The 12,473-nt window shown below is 45.2% G+C and carries 10 protein-coding genes and 2 tRNA genes; all 12 read right to left on the bottom strand.

Annotated features, from left to right (window positions below; all coding sequences use genetic code 11):
- Positions 1–163: 163 nt before the first annotated feature.
- Positions 164–433: a 30S ribosomal protein S15 gene (gene rpsO / locus BM135_RS00630; RefSeq protein ID WP_092516853.1), complete on the bottom strand. Its 270-nt coding sequence runs from the start codon at positions 431–433 to the stop codon at positions 164–166.
- A gap of 198 nt (positions 434–631) precedes the next feature.
- A complete protein-coding gene (truB, locus tag BM135_RS00625) occupies positions 632–1,576 on the bottom strand; it encodes a tRNA pseudouridine(55) synthase TruB (RefSeq protein WP_092516851.1) in 945 nt (314 codons plus the stop codon).
- Positions 1,576–1,986, bottom strand: coding sequence for a 30S ribosome-binding factor RbfA (gene rbfA / locus BM135_RS00620; RefSeq protein WP_092516849.1), 411 nt, complete (start codon positions 1,984–1,986; stop codon positions 1,576–1,578). Before rbfA ends, truB begins: the two co-directional genes overlap by 1 nt.
- Positions 1,987–2,061: 75 nt before the next feature.
- Positions 2,062–4,833 (bottom strand): translation initiation factor IF-2, encoded by a 2,772-nt coding sequence (infB, locus tag BM135_RS00615; protein WP_092516847.1) that lies wholly within the window; start codon positions 4,831–4,833, stop codon positions 2,062–2,064.
- 25 nt (positions 4,834–4,858) lie between these two features.
- Positions 4,859–6,367, bottom strand: coding sequence for a transcription termination factor NusA (nusA, locus tag BM135_RS00610; protein WP_092516845.1), 1,509 nt, complete (start codon positions 6,365–6,367; stop codon positions 4,859–4,861).
- A 21-nt stretch (positions 6,368–6,388) separates the two neighbouring features.
- Entirely contained in the window at positions 6,389–6,841 is a 453-nt protein-coding gene (rimP, locus tag BM135_RS00605) for a ribosome maturation factor RimP (protein WP_139204059.1), read from the bottom strand.
- Positions 6,842–7,064: 223 nt separating this feature from the next.
- Positions 7,065–7,141: transfer RNA gene (locus tag BM135_RS00600), tRNA-Met, on the bottom strand.
- Positions 7,142–7,199: 58 nt separating this feature from the next.
- Positions 7,200–7,289 (bottom strand) — tRNA-Leu (locus BM135_RS00595).
- Between the two features lie 97 nt (positions 7,290–7,386).
- Complete coding sequence (gene secG / locus BM135_RS00590) at positions 7,387–7,728, bottom strand: preprotein translocase subunit SecG (RefSeq protein WP_092516843.1); 342 nt, start codon at positions 7,726–7,728, stop codon at positions 7,387–7,389.
- Between the two features lie 179 nt (positions 7,729–7,907).
- Positions 7,908–9,245 (bottom strand): phosphoglucosamine mutase, encoded by a 1,338-nt coding sequence (gene glmM, locus BM135_RS00585; protein ID WP_092516841.1) that lies wholly within the window; start codon positions 9,243–9,245, stop codon positions 7,908–7,910.
- A gap of 101 nt (positions 9,246–9,346) precedes the next feature.
- The gene (folP, locus tag BM135_RS00580; RefSeq protein WP_092516839.1) at positions 9,347–10,201 is read right to left on the bottom strand and encodes a dihydropteroate synthase; all 855 of its coding nucleotides are present in this window, start codon (positions 10,199–10,201) and stop codon (positions 9,347–9,349) included.
- Between the two features lie 327 nt (positions 10,202–10,528).
- On the bottom strand, positions 10,529–12,466 hold the full coding sequence (gene ftsH / locus BM135_RS00575; protein ID WP_092516837.1) for an ATP-dependent zinc metalloprotease FtsH: 1,938 nt from the start codon (positions 12,464–12,466) through the stop codon (positions 10,529–10,531).
- Positions 12,467–12,473 lie beyond the last annotated feature (7 nt).

Raw genomic sequence — 12,473 nt, 5'->3', positions numbered from 1 at the left:
CTTTAAGGACTCTCATTAGCCGCGCGAGTCACTGTAGCGGAAGAGGTTTAAATTTTAGAAACGGTAAAAATAGGGTTTAAATCTCTTAACTCCGGTTTCTATCAATTCCGTTTCCTAGAAGAAAAGGGGCCCGATTAGGCCCCTTTTCACTGAAACACATCAATTAGCGACGCAGTCCCAGACGCTCAATCAGAGCAATATAACGTGCCAAATCTTTACCCTTCAGGTAGGTCAGCAGCTTACGACGCTGTGCAACTTTTCTCAGCAGACCACGACGGCTGTGGTGATCTTTTTTGTGCTCTGAAAAGTGACCTTGCAATTGGTTGATGTCAGCAGTCAACAGTGCGATCTGAACTTCGCTGGAACCACTGTCGTTAGCGCCGCGACCAAATTCAGTAATAATCTGTGCTTTCGCAGCAGTACTTAGAGACATAGTATAACTCCAAATATGTAATTTAAAATGACAAGTGCCGATCTCTAATTCAGCAACTCATATATAGACGCGGTATTCTACGCTGCAAATAAGTGAAGCGCAAGACAGCACAATCATCGTCATTCTACGCCTCTACTCAATTTACCTGCTTTAAATTCCTTGTCGGTTGCTATCATTATTCGATTTCAGTTTCTTCAGCTATTTAGTTTCTTCAACAACCAGGCGGCGCGGAGCCACTAAGCCATCATCATCAATCACCGCAATGCCGATGAATTTATTTTCATCTCCTTCAATGACTCTCACCCATTCATTTGAAGTCAAATTATGTTTGCTTCGAACTGGTTGGCCTTGTTTAAAGTAAGACGCAACCACGGAGGTTAAATGGATGACAGGAAAATGGGCAACGGCGGTATCCATTGGTAACAACAATGGATCAAGCAATTCCCACGCCTCAATCTCTTGTTCTTCAGCCTGTTGTTTTAATTCATGTAACTGTTCCAACGTTACCATTCTTTGATTGGGATAATTGGCAACCTGCAAACGACGCAAGTAAATGACATGAGCGCCACAGCCCAGAAGTTCCCCTAAGTCATCAATGATGGTTCGAATGTAAGTTCCCTTGGAACAGTGTATTTCTAATTCCAGCTCATTCTCTTCCCAGCGAATGAATTGTAATTCATAAACAGTAATAGGACGCGCTTCCCGCTCAACTTCAATCCCCTTACGGGCATATTCGTATAGCGGTTTTCCCTGATGTTTCAATGCAGAGTACATGGAAGGAACCTGCATGGTATCACCACGGAATGTATCCAATGCAACATCAAGCTGAGATTCGGTGATTTTTACTTCACGTTCACTAATGATTGTTCCATGTGAATCCGAAGTATCCGTACGCTGTCCCAAACGGGCAATCACACGATAGCGTTTGTCAGAATCCAGCAAGAATTGGGAAAATTTGGTGGCTTCACCAAGACAAATCGGCAACATACCTGTTGCCAATGGATCTAATGCGCCAGTATGACCCGCCTTACTGGCATTGAAAATCCACCTTACTTTCTGCAACGCATCATTGGAGGAAATATCCTGTGGCTTATCCAGCAACAGTACACCGTGTATAGCACGGCCTCTACGACAGCGTCCCATCATTTTTCCTCGTTGTGATCCGCAGAGGCGCGACGCTTCTCATCGTTTTTAACGACGTTGCTGACCAAGTTCGACATACGCATCCCTTCTACCAAAGAACTGTCATAAGAAAATGTCAGTTCAGGAATGACACGCAGACGCATTGCTTTGCCCAGCAGGGAACGAATAAAACCAGAAGCTTCGTTCAATGCCTTGATACCTTCTTCCACCCTATTTGAATCATGGCCTTCCACCAGTACATTCAGAAAGGTTACAAATACTTTGGCATAAGCCAGATCGCGGGAAACCTCAACACCAGAGACCGTCGCCATTCCGATACGGGGATCTTTAACTTCGCGCTGTAAGATGATGGCAATCTCTTTTTGCATTTCCTGTGCAACGCGTTGAGTACGACTGAATTCTCTTGCCATTGTTATATCTCCTGACATTTTGGGGGGCATTAAGCCCCCCAAAAATGGAATAAATCTATTGGATAAATAATGGTATTAATCAATGGAGCGTTTGATTTCAATCACTTCAAAGACTTCAATCATGTCGCCAACGCGAACATCATTGTAGTTCTTCACACCGATACCACATTCCATACCATTACGGACTTCGTTAACGTCATCCTTAAAGCGACGCAAGGATTCCAATTCACCTTCGTAAATTACGACGTTATTGCGCAGTACGCGGATCGGGTTATTACGCTTTATGGAACCTTCTGTCACCATACAACCAGCAACTGCACCAAACTTCGGTGACTTAAATACGTCACGAACTTCGGCAAGACCCATGATCTGCTGTTTATATTCTGGTGCCAGCATACCGCTCATTGCCTGTTTGATCTCATCAATCAGGTTATAGATAACGGAGTAGTAGCGCAGATCCAAGCTTTCGTTTTCAATAATACGACGCGCAGACGCATCAGCACGAACGTTAAAGCCCAGAATAATTGCGTTGGATGCCGCTGCCAGTGTTGCGTCAGTTTCAGTGATACCACCCACACCAGAACCGATGATTTTCACTTTCACTTCATCAGTGGACAGTTTCAGCAATGAGTCACAGATTGCTTCACATGTACCCTGAACATCAGTTTTCAGAACGATGTTCAGCTCAGATACCTTACCTTCTTCCATGTTGGCGAAGATATTTTCCAGCTTGGACTTATGCTGACGAGCCAATTTCACTTCACGGAATTTACCCTGGCGATACAGAGCCACTTCACGCGCTTTTTTCTCATCACGAACAACAGTCGCTTCATCACCCGCAGATGGAACATTGGACAGACCCAAAATTTCCACTGGGATAGATGGGCCAGCGGAGGTCACTTCACGGCCTAATTCGTTACGCATCGCACGGATACGGCCATATTCGAAGCCACACAGAACGATATCGCCTTTGTTCAGAGTACCAGACTGAACCAGAATAGTTGCAACTGGACCACGACCTTTATCCAAGAAGGATTCAATGACTACGCCATTCGCCATGCCAGTACGTACAGATTTCAGTTCAAGGACTTCAGCCTGAAGCAAAATTGACTCCAGCAATTCATCAATACCAAGACCTGCTTTAGCAGACACATTGATGAACTGGGTTTCACCGCCCCAATCTTCTGGAATGATGCCGTATTGTGACAGTTCATTCTTCACACGATCCGGATCAGCTTCTGGCTTATCGATCTTGTTCACAGCAACAACAACCGGTACGTTGGCCGCTTTAGCATGCTGGACAGCTTCTACGGTCTGAGGCATCACGCCATCATCCGCTGCTACAACCAGAACAACGATATCTGTTGCCTTCGCACCACGTGCACGCATGGAAGTAAACGCAGCATGGCCTGGAGTATCCAGGAAGGTGATCATGCCTTTTTCAGTTTTCACATGATACGCACCAATGTGCTGGGTAATGCCGCCAGCCTCTCCGGAAGCCACTTTAGTGGAACGAATATAGTCCAGCAAAGAGGTTTTACCGTGGTCAACGTGACCCATGATAGTTACAACTGGAGCACGATATTCTGCCAGAGTTTCACCCGTATCACGATCGCTCATTAGCGCTTCTTCCAGCTCGTTTTCACGACGCAGGATAACTTTGTGCCCCATTTCTTCGGCAACCAGTTGAGCTGTTTCTTGATCGATAACTTGGTTGATGGTTACCATTGCTCCCATGTTCATCATGGTCTTGATAACCTGAGCACCTTTAACGGCCATTTTGTTAGCTAATTCAGCTACAGTAATTGTTTCACCAATCACGACATCACGGTTAACCGCGGCAACAGGTTTAGTAAAGCTCTGCTGTAAAGAGCTAGGCTTACGTTGTTTACCTTTGGTACGACCCACTGCACGTGCTTCTTCGCGATCTGCTTTCGATTCAGAATGTTTGTTATTCTTCTTCTGGCGGGCTGCTTTGCCGCCACGGGAGCGGGAACGACGATCGCCTTCTACTTTGGCGTCATTTTCATCTTCCGCATCACGAGCATAGCGGGAAGTGGTTACGTGGTAGTCACTATTCTCATTGTTATCAGAGACATTAGACCATTTGTCTTGATTCTCTTCTGCCATTTTACGTGCTTCTTCTGCAACACGCTTAGCTTCTGCTTCCACCTTACGGCGCATTTCTTCTTCAGCTTTACGTTTTAAATTTGCAGCTTCCGCTTCACGACGCGCTTTTTCATTTTGCGCAGCAGAGTCAGTCTGAACTGATTTTTGTTTGTTTTCGGTATGTTGCTTAGTCACTTTTTCTTTTTCCGCCGCCTCACGCTGAGACAGTTTAGCCTCTTCACGTTTGGCTTTTTCTTCTGCTTCACGTTGAGCGCTCTCTTCTGCTTCACGTTTCGCCTTTTCTTCAGCTACACATTTAGCTTGCTCTTCCGCGAGTTGTTTCGCTTCAGCTTCAAGCCGCGCCTTCTCTTCTGCCTCGCGCCGAACTTGCTCTTCCGCTTCACGCTGCGCCTGTTCTTCCGCTGTAACCTGTTCAATGGCATCGCGGTTTACATATGTGCGTTTTTTGCGGACTTCAATCGCTACCGATTTACTTTTGCCACCGGTGCCAGGAACGTTTAGTGTACTGCGCGTTTTACGCTGTAGTGTCAATTTACCTGGCTGACCGCCAGAACCGCCTTGTTCGCGGTTAAGGTGGGCCAGCAAAGCTTCTTTTTCTTTCTGGGAAACAGAGTCAGTTGCGGTTTTCTGAATGCCAGCATCAGCGAATTGCTGGATTAGACGTTCTTCCGATGTCTGGATCTCTTCTGCCAGTAATTTTACGGTTACCTCTGTCATTCTGTTCCTTCCTGCTACAGTTTATTTATGCATCATCGCCAAACCAACAGATATTACGGGCTGCCATAATGAGTTCTCCTGCTTTCTCATCATTCAGTCCTTCGATATCAGATAAGTCGTCGATACCCTGCTCGGCAAGATCTTCCAGAGTACAGATGCCACGGGCAGCCAGGTCAAACGCCAAAGTACGCTCCATGCCAGGCAGATTCAATAAATCTTCGGCAGGTTGCTGATCACCAAGACTCTCTTTCTGAGCCAGTTCCAGCGTCGTCAAGGCCGCTTTAGCGCGTTCACGAAGAACTTCAACAGTTTCTTCATCAAGACCTTCTACTGCCAGAAGTTCATTGATTGGCACATAGGCCAACTCTTCCAGTGTAGAGAAGCCTTCCTCGACCAATACGGTGGCGAAATCTTCATCAATGTCGAGATGCTTAGTAAATGTATCAATAGAAGCATGTGCTTCTGCCTGATGTTTTGCTTGTAGCTCTTCCGCAGTCATGACATTCAGTTCCCACTTGTCATCACCACGATGCTTTTTCAACAGCTGTGCCGCCAGACGAACGTTTTGACCATTACGTCCAATCGCCTGAGCAAGATTACTGTTTTCTACGGCAACATCCATTGTGCAGTTATCTTCGTCAACCACAATAGATGCAACATCCGCCGGAGCCATTGCATTAATGACAAACTGCGCAGGGTTATCGTCCCACAGCACGATGTCAATTCTTTCACCGCCCAGCTCGCTGGAAACGGCCTGTACCCTTGCACCACGCATACCGACACAAGCGCCAACAGGATCAATACGCTTGTCGTTGGTTTTTACTGCAATTTTTGCACGGGAACCCGGATCACGGGCAGCAGCTTTGATCTCAATTATCTCTTCGCCAATCTCAGGTACTTCAATGCGGAACAACTCAACTAACATCTCTGGACGAGAACGGGTGATGAAAAGCTGTGCGCCACGCGCTTCAGGACGAACATCATACAGGACACCGCGTACGCGGTCACCTGGACGGAAGTTTTCCCGTGGCAGCATATCTTCACGCAAAATGACCGCTTCAGCGTTATTACCTAAATCCAAAGTAATATTTTCGCGGTTCACTTTTTTGACCTGACCGGTCACAATTTCGCCTTGCTGTTCACGAAATTGATCAACAACCATCGCACGCTCAGCTTCACGTACTTTCTGTACGATAACCTGTTTTGCCGTTTGTGTCGTGATACGGTCAAAAGTCACTGATTCAATTTGATCTTCAATATAACCGCCCAGTTCAATCTCTGGGTCATCATATTTTGCAGCTTCTAGTGTGATTTCGCGCGTTGGCTGAGTCACTTCGTCTACGGCTAACCAACGACGGAAGGTATCAAAATCACCTGATTTACGATCGATGCAAACGCGAACGTCGATCTCCTGCTCATACTTTTTCTTGGTGGCTGTCGCCAGTGCAATCTCTAATGCTTCGAAGATTTTTTCGCGAGGGAGAGATTTTTCATTAGAAACCGCTTCCACAACAGCCAGAATTTCTTTATTCATCCTAGTTGCCTCATCCGAACTTTAAAAGTGGGGTACCAGGTTCGCTTTCTGGATGTTGCTCAGTGCGAACACTTCGTCTTTTCCATCCACCGTAACCGTAATCATTTCACCATCAACGGCCTTGATGATACCTTGCCATTTGCGACGATTCTGCATTGCCATGCGTAAAACCAAACTGACTTTTTCACCCATAAGACGTTGGTAATGCTCAGCTTTAAACAGTGGACGCTCAAGCCCTGGTGAAGATATTTCCAGGTTATAAAGTACTGAAATCGGATCTTCAACATCAAGCACTGCACTGACCTGGTGGCTAACATCAGCACAATCATCAACAGTGATACCCTCTTCACTATCGATATAGACCCGCAATGTTGATACACGTGCGCGAATAAACTCCAGGCCAACTAATTCAAAACCCAAAGCTTCAACTGGTGCTGAAATCATCTCTGTTAATTTTTGCTCTAATGTGGACAAGCCCACCCCCAAGACATAAAAAAAGGGCTATATAGCCCAGTAGTTCTGCTGTCAAATAACAAAAAACCCCGAGACTCGGGGCTTTAAGCAACTGGACCCTGTTTACTGCCAGTGGTCTCAACCAACTTCTTTCTATACCTTTCAAAGCAATCTGCCAAATCAGGATCGATATCTCAATGGCTGTTGAATTATTACTGTTGAAAAGGTACATGTTATCAAGAAGTGGTTGCGGGAGCCGGATTTGAACCGACGACCTTCGGGTTATGAGCCCGACGAGCTACCATGCTGCTCCATCCCGCGTTCGAAAACGTGGCAAATCTTACGCTGATAATACTAAAAACGCAAGTTTCTAGATTAATGGTGCCGAGGACGGGACTTGAACCCGTACGCCCGTTGTTTAGGCACTACCACCTCAAGGTAGCGTGTATACCAATTTCACCACCTCGGCACTGATTCATAGAACTGTTATTTTAATGGTTATTTACTAATAATTAAAAACAACACGACTAAAACTAACAACCCTATTTTAATTCTATTACTGAAAATTACTGCGGAATATCACTGTTATTTGGTTTTACTGGCGTTGCCGGAATTTCTATATGTTTTTCAGCTTTTACAGGCTCAACAAGATTATCCCATTTACTATTGGAACTCGTCTTATTGCTGGTCATATTACCCAGAATTAGACTAATAACAATAAACAGTGTGGCCAAAATAGCCGTCATACGGGTCATGAAGTTACCAGAACCCGATGAACCAAACAACGTGCTAGATGCACCCGCGCCGAAAGAAGCACCCATATCAGCACCTTTACCCTGCTGTAGCAGAACCAGAGCAATCAGCCCGATACCAACCAGCAAGAATATACCTAAAAGAGCTTCATACATATGTTGTACCCGTTTCCTCGTGGGATTTACTACAATTTCGTAGCAACGTTATATTGCATCACCCGCTCACAAAATTAGAAAAATTAACTCATTGAGCGAGTGTGAATACTAACCAAAGCGTATCAGACACGCAAGATTAATTTTAAATACTGGCGCTAATCGAAGAAAAAATCAACAAATCAACCGATTTTCTTCACTGCATCTGCGATACGATGAGCCAATGCAGTGACTTGCTCTTCATCTTCACCTTCCACCATTATGCGAATCAGTGGCTCTGTACCCGATTTACGCAACAGAACACGACCACAACCATTCAATTCACCCTCAACTGATTTTACGGCTTCCAGCACCGATTCTGATTGCAGGGGATCGGTATCACCTGCAAAGCGAACGTTAATCAAAATTTGAGGCAACAGTTTCATACCACTGCACAAGTCATGCAGGCTCATATTATTGCGTACCATAGCACTCAAGACTTGCAATCCAGCAACAATTCCGTCACCTGTTGTAGTTTTGTCCAGTAAAATCACGTGGCCTGAGTTTTCTGCGCCAAGACGCCAACCTTTCTCCTGCAATTTTTCCAGCACATAGCGATCGCCGACCTTCGCACGTGCAAATGGGATGCCAAGCTGTTTTAATGCCAACTCCAGCCCCATATTGCTCATCAACGTACCTACGGCTCCACCACGTAGCTGGCCTTGTCTCAAGGCTTCACGTGCGATGATATAAAGAATTTGATCACCATCAATTTTTTGCCCCAGCTGATCAACCATGATGATACGGTCACCATCGCCATCAAATGCCAGACCAACGTGTGCCTGCTCTTCCAATACTCGCTTTTGCAATAGACGAACATCTGTTGCACCGCATTCTTCATTGATATTGATACCATTAGGCTCACAACCAATCATAATAACATCCGCTCCCAGCTCTCTGAGAACATTCGGAGCAATGTGGTAAGTAGCACCATTGGCGCAATCTAAAACAATTTTCAGTCCATTTAAACTTTGCTCACTGGGAAATGTTCCTTTACAAAATTCAATGTAACGACCTGCCGCATCAACGATCCGATTTGCACGTCCTAACTCAGCAGATTCCACACAAGTCAGGGGTTTTTCCATTTCTGCTTCAATCGCTTCTTCAACACCATCAGGTAATTTAGTTCCATCAATGGAGAAAAATTTAATACCGTTATCATAGTAAGGATTATGGGAAGCGGAAATGACAATGCCAGCTTCTGCACGAAAAGTACGTGTTAGATATGCTACAGCAGGTGTTGGCATAGGGCCGGTAAAAGATGCTGATAATCCCGCAGCGGCCAACCCTGCTTCTAGTGCAGATTCCAGCATATAACCGGAGACTCGGGTATCTTTACCAATGATGATTTTGCGAGAACCATGACGCGCCAGCACTTTTCCCGCAGCCCAACCAAGTTTCAAAACAAAGTCAGGGGTAATCGGGGTATTACCCACTTTGCCACGGATACCGTCAGTACCAAAATATTTACGGTTACTCATAAATTTCTTTTTCCTTTGCTGACATCATGTGCTTTACAGACGTTGTATTTTACAAACGTTATACTTTACAAACTGTGCATTTTACAAAAATCGTATGCTTTTCAGATACCGTACTCCTTGCAAGCCATGTTGGCAGACAGTGTTGCATGAACGATTTGCATTGCCTGAACGGTTTCTTTCACATCATGTACACGGATAATTTGGGCACCTTTTATGGCTGCAATTACAGCACAAGCGACACTTCCTGTCGCACGCTCCTGCGGTGGTACATCAAGCAATTGACCAATCATAGATTTACGTGACATCCCCGCCAGAATAGGCAAACCCAAATAATGGAATTCTTGCAAGCGAGCCAATAACTGATAATTATGCGATAAGTTCTTACCAAAACCGAAGCCAGGATCAAGAATCAGGTTGTTTCTTGCTATACCCGCCATAATACAGCGCTCAATTTGCTGTATCAGAAATGTTTTTACTTCCGATAAGACATCTTCATAGTGAGGTTCAGTTTGCATTGTACGGGGTTGTCCCTGCATATGCATTAAGCAGATAGGCAAGCCACTTTGCGCTGCCGCATCAAGTGCTCCTGGTTCCTGCAACGAGCGAATGTCATTGATAATATGAGCCCCTGCCTTGGCTGATTCCCGCATAACAGCAGCTTTTGACGTATCCACAGAGATCCAAGTATCAAAGCGCTGTGCCAGTGCTTCAATCACCGGAATAACACGATCCAATTCTTCCTGCTCACTTACCTCATCAGCTCCGGGACGAGTTGACTCTCCTCCCACATCAATAATGGTCGCTCCTTCTTCAATCATCTTAGCGGCATGTTTCAATGCTATGTCAAAAGTATTATGGGTTCCACCATCAGAAAAAGAATCGGGAGTAACGTTCAAAATTCCCATCACTTGTGGGCAGGAAAGATTGAGGACACTGCCTCTGGCTGTTAGTTTCATCGCTAGGTACCTTAATATAAGTATCCCCCGGCATAGCCCTATCTTTTAGTCACATCTTAAATTACGAGCAAATAACCGTAATTTGATAAATATACCCAACTGATTTTAAAGGAAATATTCTCCAATGCTGTCTCGAGGAGTTTAAAATAATTTATATAAAAAACAGCAGGATACAAAGTTGTGTATAAGAGACAGGCCTAGCAGGGGGTTTTCTATATATAATCAAAACCCCAGGACAAGCCTGGGGTTTAATTTAAGAAATACAGTCTTCAAGTCAAAAGGGCAACAATTCACTATTGCCCTTGGTTGGTAAGATTGTTAACCAGATTATGCGGTTCGGTTATCATCCGTTGGCTTTGAAGTTTGCTGCGGGGATGATGTGTGATGACGGTTATTGCTATTACTACTGCCGCTATTACCGCCGTTATTATTGTCGCCTTCCCAACCTGCTGGTGGGCGTACTGTTGTACGATTCATCAGATCATCAATCTGAGGTGCATCAATAGTTTCATACTTCATCAATGCATCTTTCATTGAATGAAGAACATCAAGATTATCCATCAGAATCTGACGAGCACGTAAATAGTTACGATCGACGATAGCCTTCACTTCCTGATCAATTAAACGCGCAGTGTCTTCAGACATATGTTTTGCCTTGGCAACCGAACGACCGAGGAAAACTTCACCTTCTTCTTCCGCATACAGCAATGGCCCCAGTTTTTCTGAGAAACCCCACTGTGTCACCATGTTACGCGCAATAGAAGTCGCTACTTTAATATCATTGGATGCACCAGTAGAAACATTATCTACACCGTAGATAATTTCTTCAGCTAACCGACCACCGTATAAAGTTGAAATTTGGCTTTCCAATTTCTGACGGCTCGCACTGATCTGATCACCCTCTGGCAAGAAGAACGTCACACCTAACGCACGGCCGCGAGGAATAATCGTCACTTTATGCACAGGATCGTGTTCTGGCACCAAGCGACCGATAATGGCATGTCCTGCTTCATGGTATGCGGTGGATTCTTTTTGTTCCTCCGTCATCACCATTGAGCGGCGCTCTGCTCCCATCATGATCTTATCTTTGGCTTTTTCGAACTCAACCATAGAAACAACGCGCTTGTTACCACGAGCAGCAAACAAAGCAGCTTCATTCACAAGGTTAGCCAAATCTGCGCCAGAGAAACCCGGTGTTCCACGAGCAATGATCAATGCATCAATATCAGTATCCAATGGAATACGACGCATATGAACTTTCAGGATTTGCTCACGACCACGTACATCCGGCAAGCCAACAACTACCTGACGATCAAAACGACCAGGGCGTAGCAAGGCAGGATCCAGAACATCAGGACGGTTAGTGGCTGCGATAACAATAATACCTTCGTTACCTTCAAAACCATCCATCTCAACCAGCATCTGGTTCAATGTCTGTTCACGTTCATCGTGTCCACCACCCAAGCCAGCACCACGCTGACGGCCTACTGCATCAATTTCGTCAATAAAGATGATGCACGGCGCTGCTTTTTTCGCCTGTTCAAACATATCACGAACACGAGAAGCACCTACACCAACAAACATTTCAACGAAATCAGAACCAGAGATGGTAAAGAAAGGTACTTTTGCTTCACCAGCGATAGCTTTCGCCAGCAACGTCTTACCAGTACCCGGAGGACCGACCATCAGGATACCTTTCGGGATCTTGCCACCCAGTTTTTGGAAACGGCCAGGTTCACGCAAGTACTCAACCAATTCGCCCACTTCTTCTTTTGCTTCGTCACAACCAGCAACATCAGCAAACGTGGTTTTGATCTGGTCTTCCGTCAACATACGGGCTTTGCTTTTACCGAAAGACATAGCCCCTTTACCGCCACCACCTTGCATTTGACGCATAAAGAAGATCCAGACGCCAATTAGCAGTAGCATTGGGAACCATGAAATAAAGAGGGTCGCCAACAGGCCTTGTTTTTCTGGTGGTTCACCAATAACTTTTACCTGCTTACTGAGTAGGGTATCCAGCAACTTTTCATCCTGAATCGGCATATAAGTGCTGTATTTTCCACCGTTGTCTTTCTTAGTGAAATTAATGTCACGACCCGAAATATTTACTTCGCTAACTTGATTCTGCGATATCTCATTGATGAAATTAGAGTAATCTACCCTACGACCGCTAGAGTCGCTGGGACCAAAACTCTGGAACAATAACATCAAGACAACTGCGATGACTAACCAGAGAATCAGGTTTTTCGCCATGTCACTCAAGGGATTA

It is taken from the genome of Xenorhabdus japonica, assembly GCF_900115195.1.
In the GTDB taxonomy this organism is placed as follows: Bacteria; Pseudomonadota; Gammaproteobacteria; order Enterobacterales; family Enterobacteriaceae; genus Xenorhabdus; species Xenorhabdus japonica.
The sequence above is the reverse complement of the archived record's forward strand: the minus strand, read 5'-3'. Positions and strand labels throughout refer to the sequence as shown.

Coding starts and splice junctions, on each gene's coding strand:
- rpsO (WP_092516853.1), bottom strand. CDS start 433: ATGTCTCTAAGTACTGCTGCGAAAGCACAGATTATTACTGAATTTGGT.
- truB (WP_092516851.1), bottom strand. CDS start 1,576: ATGGGACGCTGTCGTAGAGGCCGTGCTATACACGGTGTACTGTTGCTG.
- rbfA (WP_092516849.1), bottom strand. CDS start 1,986: ATGGCAAGAGAATTCAGTCGTACTCAACGCGTTGCACAGGAAATGCAA.
- infB (WP_092516847.1), bottom strand. CDS start 4,833: ATGACAGAGGTAACCGTAAAATTACTGGCAGAAGAGATCCAGACATCG.
- nusA (WP_092516845.1), bottom strand. CDS start 6,367: ATGAATAAAGAAATTCTGGCTGTTGTGGAAGCGGTTTCTAATGAAAAA.
- secG (WP_092516843.1), bottom strand. CDS start 7,728: ATGTATGAAGCTCTTTTAGGTATATTCTTGCTGGTTGGTATCGGGCTG.
- glmM (WP_092516841.1), bottom strand. CDS start 9,245: ATGAGTAACCGTAAATATTTTGGTACTGACGGTATCCGTGGCAAAGTG.
- folP (WP_092516839.1), bottom strand. CDS start 10,201: ATGAAACTAACAGCCAGAGGCAGTGTCCTCAATCTTTCCTGCCCACAA.